The sequence below is a fragment of the Aquibacillus sediminis genome (assembly GCF_005870085.1).
In the GTDB taxonomy this organism is placed as follows: Bacteria; Bacillota; Bacilli; order Bacillales; family Amphibacillaceae; genus Aquibacillus_E; species Aquibacillus_E sediminis.
Genome location: NZ_SZNM01000017.1, coordinates 32870 through 52573, shown reverse-complemented (window position 1 = coordinate 52573; position 19704 = coordinate 32870). Strand labels below are relative to the sequence as shown.

The 19704-nt window shown below is 38.2% G+C and carries 20 protein-coding genes; 15 read left to right on the top strand and 5 right to left on the bottom strand.

Annotated features, from left to right (window positions below; all coding sequences use genetic code 11):
- Nucleotides 1-39: 39 nt before the first annotated feature.
- Together FCI53_RS15000 and FCI53_RS21540 are read left to right on the top strand one after the other, a co-directional pair.
- The gene (locus FCI53_RS15000; protein ID WP_138419868.1) at nucleotides 40-2316 is read left to right on the top strand and encodes an O-antigen ligase family protein; all 2277 of its coding nucleotides are present in this window, start codon (nucleotides 40-42) and stop codon (nucleotides 2314-2316) included.
- 713 nt (nucleotides 2317-3029) lie between these two features.
- Nucleotides 3030-3968 carry a Wzz/FepE/Etk N-terminal domain-containing protein gene (locus FCI53_RS21540; RefSeq protein ID WP_171038202.1) on the top strand — a complete coding sequence of 313 codons (939 nt, stop codon included), beginning with the start codon at nucleotides 3030-3032 and terminating at the stop codon, nucleotides 3966-3968.
- A 356-nt stretch (nucleotides 3969-4324) separates the two neighbouring features.
- On the opposite strand, the gene FCI53_RS14990 is transcribed toward FCI53_RS21540, so the two are convergent.
- From FCI53_RS14990 to FCI53_RS14980, 3 genes are all read right to left on the bottom strand, one after another.
- Complete coding sequence (locus tag FCI53_RS14990) at nucleotides 4325-5200, bottom strand: DnaD domain-containing protein (protein WP_171038201.1); 876 nt, start codon at nucleotides 5198-5200, stop codon at nucleotides 4325-4327.
- Nucleotides 5201-5261: 61 nt separating this feature from the next.
- Complete coding sequence (locus FCI53_RS14985; protein WP_138419866.1) at nucleotides 5262-5756, bottom strand: competence protein ComK; 495 nt, start codon at nucleotides 5754-5756, stop codon at nucleotides 5262-5264.
- A gap of 97 nt (nucleotides 5757-5853) precedes the next feature.
- A complete protein-coding gene (locus FCI53_RS14980; RefSeq protein WP_171038200.1) occupies nucleotides 5854-6120 on the bottom strand; it encodes a helix-turn-helix domain-containing protein in 267 nt (88 codons plus the stop codon).
- Between the two features lie 300 nt (nucleotides 6121-6420).
- Between FCI53_RS14980 and FCI53_RS14975 the strand changes: the two genes are divergently transcribed.
- The 8 genes from FCI53_RS14975 to FCI53_RS14940 all read left to right on the top strand — a co-directional run bounded on the left by FCI53_RS14975 (nucleotide 6421) and on the right by FCI53_RS14940 (nucleotide 10347).
- Nucleotides 6421-6645 (top strand): DUF1659 domain-containing protein, encoded by a 225-nt coding sequence (locus tag FCI53_RS14975; protein ID WP_138419864.1) that lies wholly within the window; start codon nucleotides 6421-6423, stop codon nucleotides 6643-6645.
- A gap of 41 nt (nucleotides 6646-6686) precedes the next feature.
- Nucleotides 6687-6899 carry a DUF2922 domain-containing protein gene (locus FCI53_RS14970; RefSeq protein WP_138419863.1) on the top strand — a complete coding sequence of 71 codons (213 nt, stop codon included), beginning with the start codon at nucleotides 6687-6689 and terminating at the stop codon, nucleotides 6897-6899.
- Between the two features lie 309 nt (nucleotides 6900-7208).
- Nucleotides 7209-7592: a helix-turn-helix transcriptional regulator gene (locus FCI53_RS14965; RefSeq protein ID WP_138419862.1), complete on the top strand. Its 384-nt coding sequence runs from the start codon at nucleotides 7209-7211 to the stop codon at nucleotides 7590-7592.
- A complete protein-coding gene (locus tag FCI53_RS14960) occupies nucleotides 7585-8367 on the top strand; it encodes an ImmA/IrrE family metallo-endopeptidase (RefSeq protein WP_171038199.1) in 783 nt (260 codons plus the stop codon). Before FCI53_RS14965 ends, FCI53_RS14960 begins: the two co-directional genes overlap by 8 nt.
- On the top strand, nucleotides 8360-9238 hold the full coding sequence (locus tag FCI53_RS14955; protein WP_138419860.1) for a hypothetical protein: 879 nt from the start codon (nucleotides 8360-8362) through the stop codon (nucleotides 9236-9238). The genes FCI53_RS14960 and FCI53_RS14955 overlap by 8 nt, the downstream gene beginning before the upstream one ends.
- A 264-nt stretch (nucleotides 9239-9502) precedes the next feature.
- The gene (locus tag FCI53_RS14950) at nucleotides 9503-9727 is read left to right on the top strand and encodes a DUF1659 domain-containing protein (protein ID WP_138419859.1); all 225 of its coding nucleotides are present in this window, start codon (nucleotides 9503-9505) and stop codon (nucleotides 9725-9727) included.
- A gap of 41 nt (nucleotides 9728-9768) precedes the next feature.
- Nucleotides 9769-9981, top strand: coding sequence for a DUF2922 domain-containing protein (locus tag FCI53_RS14945; RefSeq protein WP_138419858.1), 213 nt, complete (start codon nucleotides 9769-9771; stop codon nucleotides 9979-9981).
- A gap of 216 nt (nucleotides 9982-10197) precedes the next feature.
- Nucleotides 10198-10347 (top strand): YvrJ family protein, encoded by a 150-nt coding sequence (locus FCI53_RS14940; RefSeq protein ID WP_138419857.1) that lies wholly within the window; start codon nucleotides 10198-10200, stop codon nucleotides 10345-10347.
- A 148-nt stretch (nucleotides 10348-10495) separates the two neighbouring features.
- On the opposite strand, the gene FCI53_RS14935 is transcribed toward FCI53_RS14940, so the two are convergent.
- Entirely contained in the window at nucleotides 10496-12079 is a 1584-nt protein-coding gene (locus FCI53_RS14935; RefSeq protein ID WP_246050125.1) for an acetamidase/formamidase family protein, read from the bottom strand.
- Nucleotides 12080-12340: 261 nt separating this feature from the next.
- Here FCI53_RS14935 and FCI53_RS22240 point away from each other — a divergent pair, with 261 nt between their 5' ends.
- The 3 genes from FCI53_RS22240 (at nucleotide 12341) to FCI53_RS14925 (ending at nucleotide 14992) form a co-directional block, all read left to right on the top strand.
- The gene (locus FCI53_RS22240; protein WP_425457185.1) at nucleotides 12341-12415 is read left to right on the top strand and encodes an AbrB/MazE/SpoVT family DNA-binding domain-containing protein; all 75 of its coding nucleotides are present in this window, start codon (nucleotides 12341-12343) and stop codon (nucleotides 12413-12415) included.
- A 50-nt stretch (nucleotides 12416-12465) separates the two neighbouring features.
- Entirely contained in the window at nucleotides 12466-12672 is a 207-nt protein-coding gene (locus FCI53_RS14930; protein ID WP_138419856.1) for a hypothetical protein, read from the top strand.
- Nucleotides 12673-12991: 319 nt separating this feature from the next.
- Nucleotides 12992-14992 (top strand): S-layer homology domain-containing protein, encoded by a 2001-nt coding sequence (locus tag FCI53_RS14925; RefSeq protein WP_138419855.1) that lies wholly within the window; start codon nucleotides 12992-12994, stop codon nucleotides 14990-14992.
- 65 nt (nucleotides 14993-15057) lie between these two features.
- Here the strand turns inward: FCI53_RS14925 and FCI53_RS14920 are convergent, their stop codons facing one another.
- On the bottom strand, nucleotides 15058-15819 hold the full coding sequence (locus tag FCI53_RS14920; RefSeq protein ID WP_138419854.1) for a hypothetical protein: 762 nt from the start codon (nucleotides 15817-15819) through the stop codon (nucleotides 15058-15060).
- A gap of 315 nt (nucleotides 15820-16134) precedes the next feature.
- Here FCI53_RS14920 and FCI53_RS14915 point away from each other — a divergent pair, with 315 nt between their 5' ends.
- Both FCI53_RS14915 and FCI53_RS14910 read left to right on the top strand, forming a co-directional pair.
- Nucleotides 16135-18489 carry an S-layer homology domain-containing protein gene (locus tag FCI53_RS14915; protein ID WP_171038198.1) on the top strand — a complete coding sequence of 785 codons (2355 nt, stop codon included), beginning with the start codon at nucleotides 16135-16137 and terminating at the stop codon, nucleotides 18487-18489.
- 350 nt (nucleotides 18490-18839) lie between these two features.
- Nucleotides 18840-19607 (top strand): tyrosine-protein phosphatase, encoded by a 768-nt coding sequence (locus FCI53_RS14910; protein ID WP_138419852.1) that lies wholly within the window; start codon nucleotides 18840-18842, stop codon nucleotides 19605-19607.
- Nucleotides 19608-19704: the final 97 nt, after the last annotated feature.

The window sequence follows — 19704 nt, the reverse complement described above, 5'->3', positions numbered from 1 at the left end:
CTATAATGATGGAGGAACAATGGAAAAGGAGCACTAATTATGACGAAAAACATCGTTTTATATATTTTATTTAGCTTAGTATCTCTTACATATATTATTTCACCCTATTCAAAAGGGTTATTTTTTGATACACATTTTATCTGGTGGTCGTTGGTCATCCTAGTTAGTACATTGATTTGGGTTCTGATCAATCAAGACTTTCAATATAAGTATGCATATATATTTATCTTTCCTCTATTATATGCATTAAGTGTTTTTACCGCCGAATCACCAAATGACACCATTCATGAAGTTATTCGTTGGTCTACCTATGCATCGATGCTTTATCTTTTAATTGATGCAAAAAGACTTCCGTTCGTTAAAACAGCATTACCTTACATATTCTATTTAACCGGTACATGGATTGCTGTATTTGGTATTTTATCGAAATGGGGCGTTGTGGAATTTCAAGATAGTTTTCTAGGTAGTAGAATGAGTAGCGTGATTCAATATCCGAATACATTTGCTGCAATAACAGCTGCATTTCTTTTATTTGGCTTAATTCAACTAACAAAATCCAAGCTTTCTTGGTATGATGGCATCATTTATGCAATTCCACTCGTACCACTGTTAATAGGAGTTGTATTCTCCTCATCAAGGGGAGTATTCGTCATTTTCCCAATTGTATGGTTTGTTGGCTTAATCTTGTTAAGTAATGTCCGACGACAACTAGAGTATATGGTGTTTACGTTGTTCCTTGTCATAGGAAGTGGAATTGTTTATATTAATATGCTACAAGGTGATTTAAAAACGTTTCAAGTGTCAGAACTGATTTATCTACTTGTTGCTTCTATTTTACTAACGTTAATGGTGATAGGGTATAAACATATAACAAAGAATGTCACACCGAATCTATCAAAGCGTGTGAACATTGCGGTCATTATGGGAATTCCTACTTTGATGGCGGTCATTGGAGTGGCATTAGTACTTGATATCGTGAATAAAGGATTCATTTACGGGCTGTTACCTTCAAATTTACAAAATAGAGTCAGCACAATTAGTCTGTCCGATGGCAGTCTTGGCGCTCGTCAAGATATGTATAATACAGCTATGCAAATGTTCAAGGATGCACCTCTATTTGGCTTTGGTGGAGGTAGTTGGAGTGTCCTATTTACACAGTATCAAGAGATTCCCTTCTGGGCAACAGATGTTCATAACTTTTATATAAATGAACTACTAAACCTTGGTTGGATTGGTGGGTTGTTGTTTTTAGGCGTGCTTGTAGGTTTAATCGTATTGTCAGTACAAGTCGCTTGGAGGGAACGTAAAGTAAATGCGGAAACTCTTAATCTTGCAGCGCTTGTTTCCATTGTCATGATTTTAGCTCATAGTGCGATGGATTTTAATATGTCATATGGTACTACTGCGTTTGTATTATTTTGGGCATTTGCAATCCTTTTACCTCCTCAAGAAACGAAATGGATACATACATTAAAAACAAAGAAAATCTTAAAGTATGCTGTGATTTTACCTTTAACACTAGTAATGGTGTTTACTACTAGTAGAGTAGCATTAGCAAATTATGAATATAAGCAGTTAGCGAAAGAAAACTCTTTATCCAGTCAAGAGGATAGGTTATTAAGTGTAATAAACTACCATCCATACGATCCAGACAGAATTATTGATTTGGCCAAGTTATATGAAGAAGCGTATGCCCAATCTAACAATCCTAATATGAAAGAAGAAATCATTGATTTAATCCATCAAGCTGAAGAACTAGAGCCACATAATGGTGAATTAATGTATGATCTAGCAGGAATGGCTGAACGATTAGGTGAAAGAGAACGGGCAGTTGCTTTATTAGAAAAATCCATTAAAAATGATCGTTTCCGTGTTTCTGCTTATCACGCACTCATTGGTATTCAATCGGAGCAATCACTAAAACAGGCAACCAAAAATAAGCTAGATCGAGCACTAGATGATGCGGCTATAGCTGTTGCTTATTATGAGCAATATATGGATATAAGTGAACGATACAGCGAGCGTTTTACAGATAAAAGAAACATCAACATCAACAAAGATGCTCATTATTTTGCAGGACAGGCGTATATCATTCAAGGTGAACTTCAGAAAGCAGATCAAGCATTACAAAGGGGCTCTGTTTCCGCGGATGAGGATTTGGAACAGTACCTCAGACAGCAAGCAATAAGGTATGTAGCATTGAAGGAAAATAATCAAGACGAAGCAAATAAGCTATATGCCGAGGTATCAGAAGAATACGAACAATTTAGTGGCTATGTAAAAGGCTATGAACAAATTGTTAACAATAGAGATTAATATCAGGGGTATCGCGAGCACAGAAGTTGTCCACAGTATAGAGAGGCCTTATGATAAAAGAAGTCTTGTTGAGAGCAATCTCGCAAGGCTTCTTCTTTAGATGGGCATAACCAACATGTAATCCTTCGCATATGGAATAGCTTCGGGAACAACCCCGCAATCAATCCGTTTGACTAAGGTGCTCTATCAAGGTCTGACTTAATTGTTCCTCTAGGTTAGAAAACAAAATAGGTAGGAAATATATATCAATGAACTTTTGGGGAGGTCATCAATAAATATGTTTTCCTACCTATTTATATATATATACTAACATGATTTTACAAAAAAATGCATTGAAAAGTATAAAAATTCAGATTTTATTTAAAATTCCAAAGGTATATGTGCCTTTATCGGTATTTTTAGATGTTTTAATGGATAGGTATACAACAATTATTCCGGGCGGGTTTTGCCCGGTTTTCTTACATTGATAGAAATTATAAAATTTAACGCAGTTGAATCATCGGCGTAGTTGAAAATTTCAAGAGCACTAAGCCTATGTCTTCGCCAAAGCATTACCAATCGACAAGTTTCTATAAAAGAATAATAGATTAGTAATTTTCATATTTCAAAATGTAGAATTTTGTAATATAATGTAAATTGTTACATATTTTAATAGTTTATGATAGGCAACTATAATGCACCTTAGTACAGGTTGAAAATCGGAGTGAATGTAAATGGAAGAAGAAATATCCTTAAAGGAAATTATTGATACGTTATTAAAAGGTATAAAAACAATTGTGATCGTGACGCTTGTTCTTACGTTGTTAGCTGGTGCGTTCAGTAAATTCTTTTTAACACCATCGTATGAAACAAATGCAACCATCCTAGTAAACAGTGTCAATCAAGAAGACATATCTGGAGAGTATGCATCATACTTAAATGAAGCTGTGTCACCACAAATTATGCAAGAGCGTCTAACTTCGTTGGATTTATTAACTAGAGTAGCAGATAAATTAGATGTGGAAGACTTAGATGCAAGAGATATTCAACGAAATCTTACAGTAGAATTGGCTGAAGATAGCGAAATGATTGATATGACCTATTCAGGAACGGATCCACAACAAATGCAAGAAATACTAAATACCGTGATTGATGAATCGATCGATTATACATCAGAGACTATTACAGAACGTCTTACAACGCTAACAGAAGATTATAAACAACAAGCTGAAGTTGAGAAAGAATCTCTAGATGAATTGTTAGTCGAATACAATGACATCCGAGCAACAGAAGGGTTACCAACCATCGTTATCATGGATGCTGTCACAAGCTCATCGAATCAATTCGTTATTGATACCGAAGAAATCCAAGAGTTTGACACGTTAGATCGAAATAAGCAAGTAGAATTTGAAAAGATTAATAGTAAAATTACAAGCTTAACTAATATGTACAACCGTTATTACAACAACTATGAAGAAGGAAGAAGTTTACTAGATGTCTATCAAGTAGAAAACAAATTTTCGATTCTAGCACAACCATACGAACCAGAAAATCCAGTTTCACCAAACGTGATGCTTAACACAGCCATAGCCTTTGTCCTAGGCCTAATGCTATCCGTCGGCTGGGTATTCCTACGCGAATACTGGAAAGAAGCAAGTAAAACCGAAAAGTAAAAGTGGGACACGGGGACAGGGCACTTGTCCCACTCAGTCCCATCCGTACAACGGGAACAGTGCCTGTCATCACCCGTAATTTGACAAAAAATGTCGAATGATATACTGGTTATAAAAGGGAGCACACCTCGCTTAAGTTTATCGTGTTAGCACCTGTCTTTTAGGCAGGTGCTTTTATTATCGGGTCTAACAAAACCCTCCTGGGAGTGAACATAAATCAGAAAACAGTGAATAAACCTGGGAAAAGAGTGAACAAAAATTTGAAACTAGTGAACAAAACCAAGCCAAGCATGATCCAAAATCAAAGATCAGTCAACCATATCAACTGTCCACTCCGCATTCCAAATTCCTACCACTTACGTTGCCTTAGAAATGTTCTTATCCTCTTTCTCTTTCAAATAATTATCTAGCATGGCCTTTGCCTTCGCTACTTCTACAGGATCTGCAACCTCTTGTGAAACTGACGCAGCGGGTTTATCCTTTCGTTCCTCGAACCAACTTGGTATAATTTCCTTCTCTTTGCCAGGATTCTTATTTTGTTTTGCTGATTTAAACGCTTGTCGATCTGCTTCCACTTGTTCGATCGTTGTAAGGCCCTTTTTGTCCCATTCTCTCAGGATTCCTTTGACATAATTCCACTTATAAATATTGCTTTCCACTGCTTGTTTCATCGCTTCTAGCAGGAGTTCTTCTCCGACTTTTTGCTCCCATGCTTGTAATTCATTTTTTAAATGACCTTTTACGTTCCCAAAGTTTTCTTGATAAAAGATAACTGTAGCTGTTGTTGTATTGTCTGTGTTTTCTTTTAAAATATGTTGTTTATTTAATAGGGCCGGTTTGTCGGCTTGTTTGTGGGTCATGTTGTGGGTTGTTTTCTGTTCCTTAGTTTGGCAGGCGTCTTCTTTGTCGTCGTTTATGTGGGTTGTACTGTGGTTCGGATTGACGTCTGAATTCGTTAAACTCACCATCTGATAGATGGCTGATTGGTTCCCGTCGCGAGATTGTACATGAATAAAACCTTTTTCCTCTAATTCCGTCCGCCCATTTCTAAATTTAGCTTTGGAAAGTCCGCTTTTGCTAAGAAGTAACGGGGCCGCAACGGTAAACTCCTTTTTCCATCCTACTTTATTGTTCACTTGCAGCAAAGTATACCATAACACACATGCAGACGAGGATAGTTGGTGCAATTCACTTTGGATATAAAACGCATTCATTTCTTTGATCATATTCATTTGTTTACGCCCTTTCGGTAATGGAATTGAGAATGGGATGGTCGGTCGTGTGTTGCTGAAGTTAGACGGTAAAACGTTGGTTCTGAAAATCTGTATTGTACAAAATACAAATTGCCGTACGCTGCATTTGCTTTTCAAATACATAATAGGATTCATTCATAAATATTTGTTCACCGTTTTTGAAAGTAATAATCGTTTTGATGTCAGGATTTTTAATCGATAGGTTTGGCCTGATCGATTGGACATGGTGATAGAAGATCCAGTGGCAGTTAAACTCACTAGGTGACTGAGTAGGATAGGCGAAGAGTTTTCTCTGCGGGCATATCGGGATAGGTACTTTTCGTTTCACACCCATTTGATAAATAACAGCTTTGCGCCTGCCATCATAACTGGCGCCACCAGCTAGACATGCTTGCTTAATGAGTTGAAGCGGTGTTTTCTTGACGTAGAGCTTGCGGCCGACTTCCAGGACAATGGTGTCGTAGTCGATGTGAGTGGCTGGAAGTAGGGCGATTGTTTGTTCATTCACATGATAATCGATGAGAACATTTGTCATTTCATTGCTCCTTTTCGTTAAGATTTGAGATGCAATCTTGTTGATAGAGATGTGAAGGAAGAAAAAGCATAGGATTACAGTTAATAGTGATATAGCATTAAAATTGGTGTTTCCAATTTATTCGTTTTATAAACTCCGCGTTAAATTTACTGACATTAATATTTAAAACATACTCTAGTTTACAAACATTTGAAGAAAGCGGGGTTGTACTGCCAGTTTCAATTCGGGCTAAATTTCGATCACTCATATCAGCGCGATGAGCTAGTTCTTCTCTGGACCAACCTAATTCTTCTCTAGTTGTTCTTATAAGTGTTCCTAACTGTTGGCTATACAGCAAATTGAAATCAAAGTCACTATTTCCCATATCTATCTCCCTTTCGAATCTATTATCGATCCAGGGAGTGTGATACACCATGACATGCATGTCCTATTTGGCGAATTTAATGAAACTTTTATCTGGAACAGGGCGCTTGTCCCAGATGTGGATAACTATCAGAGCAAAGTTGTTACACAATCTATTACTAAAACTTGTTCTCTTAAAATCATTGGTGACAAGTATTCTATAGTAGAAACAAAAATCTCAAATTTTTTAAAATCGATACACACCTCCCCACCACCTCCAAACGATTATAGAAGTGAAAAGAGGAAAGGAGGTGAGCGGGACATGGCGGTAGCAACGAGAACAAATTCAAGACTTAAGCTAGAATTTGAGGATGGTTTAGATGTTGAATCAGGCAATGTGATCTTAAAGCGCAAAACATTTAACAATGTAAAAACAGCGTCGACAACGGAAGAATTATTAGCAGTAACGAAAGCTTTAGTACCATTACAACAACGTGAGCTTTATTCCATTAAGCGTGATGATACTGAATTGATCACAGAAGAATAAGCACGCCCTGAATCACAGCTGAGGGGAAGGAGGTGAATGTTTTGAAGAGTTTAGAGCTGAAATTTTTGAATGAAGATGAACATATCGTAACAATTTCGCTTGATCAACCTGTAGAACCAGTCGACACACAAGCAGTTAACGACGCAATGGATGAAATACTAACGCAAAATATCTTCTTTTCATCAGGTGGCGACCTAGTTAGTAAGAAGAGTGCACGAATTGTGGAGCGTAATGTGACACCTGTTGAATTATAAAGGGAAGGTTTCTCTCAATAGGAGATTCTACTATTGAGCTTAGCCGGAACGAAGGCAGTCGCCCCCTTGTATCTCTCCCGCAAATATTAAAAGTGAGGCTTACTACCTGTAAGGGAAAAAATGGATAGAAGAGCAACATGAAGCATGAGAAATGTTCTCATGCTTTTTTAGGATTTTCGTTATTAGTGAATTTTTTGCTATATACTTTTGCATATTTTTAATATGTTAGGCATATTTACTATTTAATTCAGTTTTTATGGTTTTTTTATAGAAGTATTTGGTATACTGAATGTAAAGAGGTGAAGTGAGATGGATAAACATACTCATGGCGAACTGAATCAACATGCTCAGCAAACGTTAGAAAACATCCTTGCCTTCATTAAAAGTGAAGGACTAAAAAGAAAACGATTGGCTAAAAAGTTAGAGATGTCGGAATCAAATTTTTCAGAGTATCTAAATGGAAAACGATCGGGAATTCTTGATTTTGCTAGCAGACTAGCTGAAGTGCTTGGACATGACCGTACCTTTTTTATTAGAGAGGATTTCGATGCTCATCGTTCTTCAGAAGAAACAGCAAAAATTGCTTTTTCTGCTGGGGACTTATCTGTGGACGGAAAAGAAGGGTTAGATCAACTGGTTAGAGTTTGTGATCTTATTGAAACGTATGATATTGGGGATGACCACAATGCCTGAGATTACGTTTCAAGATTTGCCTCGAATAATGGAAGAGAATAAGGAAATTCGTGCAGAGATTAACATGATGGTAAATCAGTATTTCAGAACGTATCATCCTAAGGGGTGGAACCGTATTGATGGAGCTAGAAAATTTATTGAACAACATCATTATTTAATAGAAGCTCCTGTCAATGATGCTACTTTTGGTGGCTTTATACGAACTACACATTCGAATAAACATATTTGTTATATCAATACGGCTCAGCCGCGAATGTATCAAAATTTCGTGTTATTTCATGAATTGTTTCATCTTATTTCGTTGCAACAGGAGATGGGAAGGTTCCATTTAGTAACAGCGGAATTAGATAATGAAAGTAATGAAAGAAAAGCCGACTATTTTGCTTCGCTAATGCTAATGGATGAGCATGAATTAAAGGCTTTCTTCACAGGGCCAGAGAATAAGGGGGAAACGGTATTTGACAAAACACTACTTTGTATGTTTGCTTTTAAAGCTCCGTACAAAGCTGTACTCATCCGTCTTTTCGAGTTGAATCTTATTTCTCGTGATTACCTTCAAGCATTCTTTGACCAAAACATCAATTTTTCGAGAGAATTCGCTCGTATTGGCAAAGATCAATTTATATTAGAAACAAGTAAAGTAAGAAACTTCCGTTGCCTAGAAACACTTATGGAAAAAAATCCCCTCCCAACATCTGCCCAAGCCTCTAATATAAAGGTATTAGAGGACATTAGGGAATTCTTCTCAGTGAAGGGAAGAAGCAATGATGAATAAAAAGAATCTTGACCATTTTATCCAATCGGAAACCAATTTTATAACAGATATCGAACAAATAGTCGATCTATTATATGAATCGGATCAAGTTTATCTTTATGATACTTCAGCGATATCAACACATGAATTAGCATTTAAAAAATATAATGATTTACTTTTCTTCGCATACTCAGATGACTTCCCTGTTTTAGTTACAGATACGATTGTCAACGAAATGAGGCTAATCGAGGATGAGGATTATCGTTACTTGACTTATCTCTCTAAATTTAGCAAAGTCCTTTTCGTTAAAGAAGAAAATTTAGTAGAGCTATTGAAGATAGATTATGAAGTCAGCGCTTCTAAATCCAAGTACTTAATTGCAAGTGAAAGGGCATTTTCGAATATACAATGGCTAAGAGAAAAGGTTATAGAAGCAAAGCGAAATTTTTCAAGTGCAGAAAAACTAGTTTACGATGCATACAGTAAATTTTTTGAACAAAATAGTAATAAAAACAGAGGAGAATTATCCTTACTGTGGGTTTCGGTAATGCTCGAACACATTGCGCCAAAGACGAAGATTACCTTTGTAGGGATCGATGATGACCTTTATGAATTCGTAGCAAGGTGTTACTTTTCACCACCTAAATTCTACCCTTTTTCGAATAATATCTTCTTTCTAAGCGATGATAAACTACTTCAAGATACCTATCAGACGACAAAAGATCAAGCGTTACTATTAAATTTAATGACGATTTATAGGAATGCAAACAGAGCAACAAGGTATCACATGCGGGAAAATGGCTTAATGAATCTAAATCGTATGAGAGAAAAAATAAATAATGACGACTACTTTTCTTGGGTAGTAGACAATAAGGTTGAAATTATTTATTGATTAAGTGCTTTTGGTAGAGTTGTTGTTGATAGAAATTTAGATGTAACGATTTTATTGCTCGTTTATAAAGTAAGAGCTAGTCTAGCGCTGCGGAAATACACCTACGCGCTTAGCAACCACAAAAGAATAGAGCTATTTTTCCTGCCACCCGTGACAAAAAAGATTGTAGAAAATATTTCTACAATCTTTTTTCAATTCCATACACACCTCCCCATCACCTCCAAACGATTATAGAAGTGAAAACAGGAAAGGAGGTGGAGGGATATGGCAGTAGCAACGAGAACAAATTCAAGACTTAAGCTAGAATTTGAGGATGGTTTAGATGTCGAATCAGGCAATGTGATCTTGAAGCGCAAGTCATTTAACAATGTGAAAACAGCGTCGACAACGGAAGAATTATTAGCAGTAACAAAAGCTTTAGTACCATTACAACAACGTGAGCTTTATTCCATTAAGCGTGATGATACTGAATTGATCACAGAAGAATAAGCACGCCCTAAATCATAAATGAGGGGAAGGAGGTGAATGCTTTGAAGAGTTTAGAGCTAAAATTTTTGAATGAAGATGACCATATCGTAACGATTTCACTTGATCAACCTGTAGAACCAGTTGACACACAAGCAGTTAACGACGCAATGGATGAAATTATAACGCAAAATATCTTCTTTTCATCAGGTGGAGACCTAGTTAGTAAGAAGAGTGCACGAATTGTTGAACGTAATGTGACACCTGTTGAATTATAAGGGGTAGACTTCCCTCAATAGGAGATTCTACATCTCCTATTGAGGCTTAGCCGGAACGAAGGCGGTCGCCCCTGTAGTTCTCCCCCTAATTTCAAAGTTGGGGGCTTACTGCTTGTTAAAGGAATAAATGGATTGAAGAACAACAAGAAGCATGGGGACGAGGGAGCACGAGAACCGTCCCCATGCTTCCTTACTTTACGGAAGGAGGAGACGATCATGGAGGAAACATGGATGTCGTTAATCACTGATGTTGGGTTTCCGGTTGCAGTAACGTTTTATTTATTGCACCGAATTGAAACGAAACTGAACACATTAATTGAATCCATCCTATCCTTACCAGATAAACTCAGAAGCGGAGGAGGGTGACACTGGGACATGGGGAATTGTCCCAGAGAATACGTACAAAACAAAGTCCCCGCTAAAAATAAGGCTGCCTGTGCGAAACTCAAAGACTTCCCAAACAAAACCACCACCTCGCTCGTGAAGCTGAGGTGGTGATCCATTTTCTCAACACTTATTTTTTCAAATCGTATGTAATTTGTGCTTGTAATGTATTCCCAGATGTTGTCCAGTTGACTTTTGCCCCCAAAATATCTGGAATTGATTTGATCGGGATAAGGGTGGAGCCATCTTGAAGGATGGAGTAGCCTTCATGGTAGACCTCAACACCATCAATTGTATAAAAGTTTGATTTAATTGGAGCAACGATTGATTTTCCATCGATAGATGCAACGGCCCCATTCTTATTGCTATCCCACTCAATCTCTCCACCTAATTGCTCTATCAGTGCGCGAAGTGGAACGTAATAGTCATCATCAACTATTTTGGAATCAATTGTAGAGCCATCGACGTTAACAGCCAGATTCAAGTTATCGATAAAATGCTTTTTGTCGATTAGCGCATGGATTCCTTTTGTTTTATCAACGACCTGAGAGACCTCATAATCAGTTGCGGCACTTAAGTAGGCTAACGCTGTATCGCGTTCCATTCCTAGTTTTTCCTCTAAAAAGGAGACAGATTCACGAACGGATTCTTTCATCGCTTCATCTAAATCAACATCAAGACCGATTGGAATCCAGTAATCTTCTGTTTCAGCAAACGGTTGGGTAAACGCGCCATCTCGAGGAATGGCAGGGTCACCTTCTTTTAATACGGTTAAACGGAATGTAGCGCGAAGGGAAGCTTCCCAAGCAGTTAGTGCAACTTCACCGTCCCCTTGAGCAAAGTGAGGATCCCCGGTGAAAAATAGCGCATCGGCCACCTCAATCGGTAAATACAGCGTTGATCCTACACCTAACTCATTGATATCAATGTTACCTCCCGTTTCAATTGGTGGTACAGAGTTAACTGGATCACTCGTATTTGCCGCTACTCCCATTAGCCCCATGAATGGCCTGAGGGGGAAGCGAACGTCATTTCCTGTTTCTGTTGGTAATACACCATAAAGTTTTTCATTAATTTCCTCAATTGGAGTGAACTTAGAGACATTGTGATAAAGGTCGGGATTTTCTGCACTTGCGTCTGGATGAGGTTCGTCACTTTCTGGGAATTCACCAGGAAGCGCCCCTTTATAATGGCGATTAGAAATGACACCATATGGCACTCTCGGTTCTAGGGAAAGGACTTCTACTTTTAACACATCCCCAGGTTCGGCGCCATCAATGGCAACGGGTCCTGTCACAACATGTGGTCCGTCATCGAAAAAGTCATGGTCAAGATCGGATTCTGCAATCGCTTTGGCGTCATCTAATACTTGATCCTCACTTATACCATATTGACTAAAATACTCAACAGGATTACGGCCCTGGTCCTCTAAAATTCCTTCATGTGACACAGTATCAAAGGTGACCGTAGTTCCAGACGAAATTCTTTTCACTGGTTCGTTATCGCGGTTTGGTAAGTACCCCCAAGTAATATTCTCGACGGCAGAAGGGACGTAATGTTCTCCTTCAACCTCTTCTGTTATAGTAGATTGCAAGATTGGTAGATCAGCTGTTGCCGCGACCGTATGTAATGGAATCGTCGCTAGTATGGTAAAACTAGCTAACACCACTCCAAATCTCTTTACTTTCACTGGTATTCTACCACGTTTTTTCACTATCCATTCCCCCTTGATTCATCGTATATGGCATATCATAGAGGAGGAACGAATGACGTACAACAATGTTGTTATATTATCTGACATACTTTTTTCCGGCGTCTTACCTGTTTTTTCGCATTTATTTAAAGATAATTGAAGTCTTCTATAATTATGGCTAGTTCATTACTAGGACAGTAAACTTGTGAACTGGTCCCAGAGTTCACGGATTCACAACAACAAAGGTAAGAAGTGAGGTGAAATGGAATTATAAGTGGGAAGATGACGAGTATAGGACAAATAACAATCCCAAAAGAACTAATAGAAAAGTTAGACGTAAGTGAGGGTGATCAATAGAAAAAGTAATAGAAAATGGTGGAGTAAGAATAAAGCCAGTTAAGAAAAAAATGTTAAGTCAAGCAATTGGACGAATTACATCCGAAGAAGAAATTGACATTGAAAAAATGAGAGAAGTAGCTCATAAGGAAGCATCAAAACATATTCTATCCGACAGAAGACGAAAGTGCTGGGCAATGATGTCAGCACTCTTTGCGGACATTCAGTACGCTATTCACACAAAAATGAGCCTGTTAACGGGTGATGCGGACATTTAATGCGCTATTTGATCCAAAATCCAAGAAATAGGCTGCTTTTGGGACAAATAACGGAACAGATGTCCGCGCAACCTCCAAATCAACCCTTTTTCCCGAGGATAGCGGAATAAATGTCCACGTAGTCGCTCCTCTGTAGGTAAATGCAACATTGTCTAAACATCCCATCAATTCTTATTGTAAATCCTACGTATATTAGATACAATTTATCATTATAACTATCAAACATAATAGAATAGTAGCTACCATTTAGTTTGCTAATAATGGACTACATAGTTATAAATAATATAAATCACTACTAAACTACCTAGGGGGAACAACGTTGACCAATAACAAAAATAAATTCATCACCGCTACTGCTGCAGCTGCAATGGTGGCTAGTATTGCAACACCAACTGCGGTTGCACAAGCAGCACCGGGTGTAGAGTTTTCAGACCTTGCGCCAGCCAACGCTTTTTATGATGAAATTCATACACTTGTACAGGATAATATCATGAGCGGCTTTACCGATGGAACAGTGCGTGCGAACGTTGAAATCACAAGAGCCCAGGCTGCCAAAATTATCGCCAATGCACTAGATCTTGATACAACTACTGTCAAAGATCCAAACTTTGATGATGTTGGGCAAGGCAACTGGCACTATGGCTATGTGGCAGCATTAAAGGAAATTGGCGTCATTAAAGGGGATAGCAATGGTACCGTCTTTCGACCAAAAGATACGATTACCCGAGCGGAACTAGCAGCATTCATTACCCGTGGGTTCGAGTATGGAGAAAACCCAGGTCTTGCTGCACAATTTGACGACGTCTCTAATTCAAACTGGTATGCAGGTTATGTCGGAGCGCTAAAAGAAAATGGTGTAACACGTGGGAAAACGGCCACAAAATTTGCTCCGCACGATAACATTACTCGTGGGGAAGTAGCAGCATTTGTTTCTCGTAGTATCGACAACCAGCAAGCCCAAGAGCAAAAAGGGACGATTGATGCCATCACAGCAACGTCTGTTGATATTGATGGAACTTCTTATCAACTATCCGATCAAGTGAAATCCATTTTACATGATACAAACCGAGATGCATTAGAAAATGCAGTACTTTCATTTGAAACGGACGACTCGACGATTACGAAAGTCACATCGTTAGAGATCACAAGCTCAGGTCAAGATCAGGAAAATCCTGTTGTATTAAATGGCCAAGATGCTACGATTGATGGAAACTTAAAAGTAAATGCAGACTATGTGACAGTCAAAAATTTGACCGTAAAAGGAAATGTGGAACTTGCTGGTGACACCCAACAGCATTTTAATGCGGAGAACGTAACCGTGGAAGGCACCACGATCATTTCTAGCCAAGCAAGCATTGCTTCTGTGGCTACGATAGTAAATAACACCAATCAATCGGAAATCATATTTGCTAACTCAAGCCTTCAAGATGTGGAAATAAGTAAAAAAGACAGTGCGATCGAGTTAAAAGACAACACTAGTCTAGCAAAAATGGCTGTTTCGTCAAATGCAACGATCCAAGCACCTGATCAAGCTGCCATTCCAGAGGTAAATGTTAAAGATGGAGCAGAACAAGTGGAATTGAACGCAGCTGTCACAGACCTTTCGATCGATAGTCGTAACAATGTCACATTAACAGGAGAAACAATGATTGATCATGTTCGTGTGACAAATGGGCAACAGGTAAGCATAGATATAAAAGGAACGATTAAAGATTTCATAACAAGTAAAATAGAAACAATGCTTAATTTTGGTTTTGATACAAAAGTAGATGCTATTGAAATCCCTGAAAATACTAGAATTGAGGATATTGTCAAAAACTTTAACGATATTAAAGGGAATATCGGTGAGAAACAAACGTCTGTTCCAGATATCGGTGGTGGATCTCCAACTGAGCCAGAGGATTCCCAAGACGGTGATGAGACAGCACCAGTTATTAACGAGCTATCCTACAAGTTAAACGGGGAAACGATTCGACCAAATCTAAGTCAAAACAGTTACACAGTCGAAGTTCCGTCCCAATCGGATAATACATTAAGTGCGCTTTCCTTGGAAGTAGAAGATGAAAGCAATGTGTATGTAACGGTGACAGATAATATTAACAGTGTCGATGTAGACGACTTCTTGGATGACGACTTACGGACATTAGAACCGAATAGTCAAGGTGTTGCAACACTTGATTTAACCAACGTTACCGATCTATTTAGCTTTATAAACTTCTCTAACTATGAAGTCGGCACAGAAAAAACGATCACGATCACCTTTACAGACGAAGCGGACAATGCAACAGATGTAGATGTGAAGGTACTTGTGGTAGAATAAGTAACTAAAAAAAGAGAGTTGCGTTAGGGTGCAACTCTCTTTGCCTTTATAGTCTACCAGCCACCTTATAAGATCTCGCGCACTTTATCTAGTATTGCGTCTTTTCGCGATTCTTTGGCTGCTTCATATTCTTCTTTGAATTCAGATGCCTCATCTTCGCTATGTCCGTTTTCTTTTAAATCTTTCTGTAAAGCTTTGTAGAGCTGTTCGAAGGCCTGATCTGTATTTTCCTCTAATCGATCTGCCCCAGACTTATACTTTTGATAAAAATAGGAATAAGATATCTTCTCGTCGTTTTCTTTTTTCTCACGATATTCATCATAAGCATTAGTTAGTAAGTTATTTAAACGGTCTGTTGCTTGTGATTCTAAGCTTTCGAATGCTGGTTTATATTGTCTATTAATTTCTGTTGCAGTTAACACATTTGATTCGCTTTCTTGTTCTGAACTAGAGTCTGAATTAGAATCATTAGTACTTTTGTTCGGTTCGCTATTGTTATTGGCCGGATCTTCGTTCGAACTATTGTTACTAGAATCAGTCTGATTAGATGTACTGTTTTGTTCCTCTTTACCATCGTTGCTCTCATCACTGTCTACCTCAGTAGAGGACTCAGTCGCATCGCTTTCCTCTTCAGTTGTTACGGGTTCTAGATCTGATGGAATATTTAATACAGGGAGATCAACGACATATTCTTTATCGGTCACTTCACTAACCTTTGCATCTTCTGTGTCATAGGTTTTAATATTGAATAAGTAATAGATCCAACCCCCAGCGGCTATGACTATAATCACAATCCCTAGTAAGCTATATTTTAATGTCTTTGACATGTGTGTTTTCCTCCAATAGTAGTATAAACTTATAGTAGCACATGTTGAGGTTCTAGGAAACAAGATATGTGAATTGGTTTCAGATGGTAAAAGTAACATCTACTTCCATAAAGTAACAGTTTAATAAATGGGGAAGTTCTGTTATACTTATGTAGTCATACAATAGTCCTAGCGAATGGGAGTTGAAGCTCTATTTTATTTCTATGCAGTTTTTATGAGGGGAAAGTTCTACATAAGCCTTTGAGTATCGAATAAAATTTTATGCTTACAACTCTATCATATTTCTAGGAACAAATATAAATGGAGGTGTATTGGTTGAATTTTAAGAAGTACCTAGCAATCTTTTTATCTGCAATTCTAGTTAGCACTTATTCATTTGCACCAGTATTTCCACAGCAAGTGGAAGCTGCAGATGAAGACTGGATCGGGACATATGTAGAAAAAATTCAAGGTTATTATGATAATCTTGATCCGTCCGAACAGGAAATTCTACGTGAAGCTAGAACATTTTTGGAAGACCAGGAAGCCCAATGGTGGAGAGATAACCTAGGTTTGTCCGAATTTGTTAATCATGTGAAAGAGGAAAAAGGGATCGATGGCAACGAGGCTATGGAGTTTATTGGCGCATTTATTAGTGTGTTCTATGGCATCGATGAAACATTCGAATCCAATCTAGCTGACTTTCGAGACACCCACGGTGATACATTTAAAGCAGTCTTTGGTAATGATTTTACATTACAGGAATTAGTTGAATTTATGGAAGCTGTCCAAGAAGAAGCCTTAACTGGACAAATTATTCCTGCAATGCTAACAGATGGTTTAACAGATACAACTATTGATGAAATTATGACAAATGCAATAAATGAAACATTTGAAACTGGAGATTACGATACATTCCAAAATAGACTAAGTGATGTTCATTTATCTGTTGAAGATCTTCTAGGCTTAAACGAGTCATTTAGTCAAGAAGAAATCTATGATGGGTTGGATATATCTGATGTACGCGCGGTATTTATCAATGCTGCTGCTCGTGAATTCGTAGAAGTAATTGACGAAGATACGGAGGAAGTAATTTCTGACTTGCCTTCTATTGATGAAGGAGATAGCAAAGAAATTTATGTAAAGGTAGCAAATATCGGAACCTATAATGGAACGATCACAACGATCCTTGATTGGGAATCAGAAGATAGTAATATTGCTACAGTTGAAGAAAATACGGACGCAGATACTTTAGTTATTAATGCGAAAAGTGTTAGTGCTGATACGTCAGCTGATATTGTAGGAAGTATTACAATTGGAGAAGATACGCTAAATTTAGTGACATTGACGTTAAATGTGAATGATACATCTAGCAGTTCTCCAGGAAGTGGTTCAGGTTCTGGCGGTTCTCCAAGCACACCTGGTGACGGCAGTGAGGATTCTCAATCTTCAGTTGACATAGGCGATGAAGATGTTGAAGAATCAACTACTGCCGATGGTAAAAAACAAACAAAAGTTAACGTAACTAAAGAAAAAATCGATAACATTGTAAACAGCAATGACGAAGTAGATGAAGTAACAATCGAAGTTCCTGAAGTGGCAGATAGTGAATCTGCTTCTGTAAGCTTACCTGCTGAAGCATTTAATGCATTAAAAGGTAAGAATGAAAATGCGAGAGTAACGGTAAAATCTAAAGCTGGTTCTTACAGCTTAGGTGCGAAAGAAATCAATGTAGAAGCCCTTGCTACATCGCTTGGAGCATCAAGCTCTGAAGATGTGAGTGTAAGCATTGAAATTACACAATCAGAAGATACGAACAATGCAGTTGTAAACAATGGTGCAGCAGCTGCTTCAGCTGTTGTTGAGTTTAAGGTTATGGCATCAAGCGGTGATAGCCAAGAAGAAGTGAATAACTTCTCAAGTTACGTATCCCGTTCGATTCCTTTAAACGCATCAGCAGATGGTGAAGAGCAAGATACGAACAACTTAACAGCAGTTCGTATTAATGAAGAAGGTACATTAACAGCTGTTCCAACTGTATTTGCAAATGGAGAAGCAGTATTCCGTAGTGTAACAAACAGTAAATACACCGTTGTGGAAAATAACAAGTCGTTCACTGATGTAAGTGACAACTACTGGGCAAGTGACGTGATTACTCGCCTAGCAAACAAGCTAGTTGTTCAAGGTACATTAGATGGTACCTATGAACCGAACGCTGACATCAAACGTTCTGAATTTGTGGCTCTTCTTACAAGAAGTTTAGGGTTAACAACTACAAATGCTGAATATGATGACAGGTTTTCTGATGTTGACGCTGATGCTTGGTTTGTCAATGAACTAGTAGCAGCAGTTGATGCAGGAATCGTTGAAGGAAAGCCTAACGGTACCTTTGATCCACATAGTACAGTAAAACGCCATGAAGCTGCAGCGATGGTAGCTAGAGCGATGGCATTCGCTAGTTATAATGCGGAAAAGTTAGACGATGCACAGTCAATCGATCAATTTACCGATAGCAAGGTTATTGCTGGCTGGTCAACAGATGCAATTCAGTTAACCGTTCAAGCAGATATCTTTAATGGTAAAGAGTTTGACAATGGGGATCGTTACTTCGATGCAACAGCTGGTACAACTCGTGCTGAAGCTGCGGAAATGTTAAACAATTTCCTATCGTTCATCGAGTTCATGAACTAATACGAACAAAAAAGGAGTAAGCCAGTTTATTCGGGTTTACTCCTTTTTTTATATTGTTTATTCCGTATACTCGACTTCATCAGTAGATGACGGTCAACTAGTTGTTTAATAGAATTAGACTTTGAATAATGGTCTGTGACTTTTTTCCAATTCCACCCAATTTAAGAAGTTACTCAACTAGTGTCATCTTATGTCGATAGGTAAAAAATCCCACAAACAAAAATCAACTCTAAAGCCTTTGTTGGCAAGGGTTTTCAGCATGTGGCGACGTCGTTCGACAAAACTTCCCATTCCTATAATGTCACAAAATTGTTACAATAACTATGACTATTGGACGGGGTGGGGAATTTATGATTGATATGCATTGCCATCTATTGGATGGGTCTAAAGATTTACAAGAGAGAGTAGAAATGGCGAGCCAGGCTTGTGAGCAAGGCGTGGATACGATTGTTGTAGCGCCGCATCATAATAACGTTCGAGCAGAGTATTCACGGATTGAGGTAGTGGAACAAGTACATACATTGCAACAAGCTCTACAACAAAAGAAGCTACCAATCACTTTGCTAGCTGGTCAACTGATTGAGTTAACTGGGGATATCGTTGAACAGATCGATCAAGGGGATGTCCTTCTATTGAATGAAGAAAATGGTTATGTACTACTTGAGTTGCCGCATTCACATGTTCCCTCTTACACCAATCAATTACTTTTTGATTTGCAAATCAAAGGATACAAACCTATCATTGCTCATCCAGAGCAGAACCAAGTAATTATCGATAATCCGAATGTTTTATATGAGTTTGTTAAACACGGGGCGTTGGCACAACTGGCAGCCCCTAGTGTGGTTGGGAAGAAAGCGAAGAAAGGGAAGAAGATAAAAAAGGTAGCCCATCAATTAATTGAGGCGAATCTTATTCATTTTATCGCTTCCGACTCCTATACCTCTTCGAAATCCGGTTATTACCTCGAGCAGGCGGAGGAAGAAATTGAACGAGCGCATGGGAAACATGTGCTTCAGCATTACAGGGAACACGCACAAGCATTAGTGGATGGGGCTTTGATCATAGGTGATGAGCCTAAGAAGGTAAGAACGAAAAAAGCTTTTGGCATACTTTGGTAATAGTGTAATATACCTACCAATTCGCTTTTCTAGTGTTGGAGATGCGCTGATTGTGATATAATTTTGTTTGTAATAGTTTTGTCATATTGTTAATTTA

Coding starts and splice junctions, on each gene's coding strand:
- FCI53_RS14990 (WP_171038201.1), bottom strand. CDS start 5,200: ATGAATATGATCAAAGAAATGAATGCGTTTTATATCCAAAGTGAATTG.
- FCI53_RS14910 (WP_138419852.1), top strand. CDS start 18,840: ATGATTGATATGCATTGCCATCTATTGGATGGGTCTAAAGATTTACAA.
- FCI53_RS14975 (WP_138419864.1), top strand. CDS start 6,421: ATGGCGGTAGCAACGAGAACAAATTCAAGACTTAAGCTAGAATTTGAG.
- FCI53_RS14940 (WP_138419857.1), top strand. CDS start 10,198: ATGGAGGAAACATGGATGTCGTTAATCACTGATGTTGGGTTTCCGGTT.
- FCI53_RS21540 (WP_171038202.1), top strand. CDS start 3,030: ATGGAAGAAGAAATATCCTTAAAGGAAATTATTGATACGTTATTAAAA.
- FCI53_RS15000 (WP_138419868.1), top strand. CDS start 40: ATGACGAAAAACATCGTTTTATATATTTTATTTAGCTTAGTATCTCTT.
- FCI53_RS14930 (WP_138419856.1), top strand. CDS start 12,466: ATGTTAAGTCAAGCAATTGGACGAATTACATCCGAAGAAGAAATTGAC.
- FCI53_RS14955 (WP_138419860.1), top strand. CDS start 8,360: ATGAATAAAAAGAATCTTGACCATTTTATCCAATCGGAAACCAATTTT.
- FCI53_RS14960 (WP_171038199.1), top strand. CDS start 7,585: ATGCCTGAGATTACGTTTCAAGATTTGCCTCGAATAATGGAAGAGAAT.
- FCI53_RS14965 (WP_138419862.1), top strand. CDS start 7,209: ATGGATAAACATACTCATGGCGAACTGAATCAACATGCTCAGCAAACG.
- FCI53_RS14920 (WP_138419854.1), bottom strand. CDS start 15,819: ATGTCAAAGACATTAAAATATAGCTTACTAGGGATTGTGATTATAGTC.
- FCI53_RS14985 (WP_138419866.1), bottom strand. CDS start 5,756: ATGACAAATGTTCTCATCGATTATCATGTGAATGAACAAACAATCGCC.
- FCI53_RS14950 (WP_138419859.1), top strand. CDS start 9,503: ATGGCAGTAGCAACGAGAACAAATTCAAGACTTAAGCTAGAATTTGAG.
- FCI53_RS14980 (WP_171038200.1), bottom strand. CDS start 6,120: ATGGGAAATAGTGACTTTGATTTCAATTTGCTGTATAGCCAACAGTTA.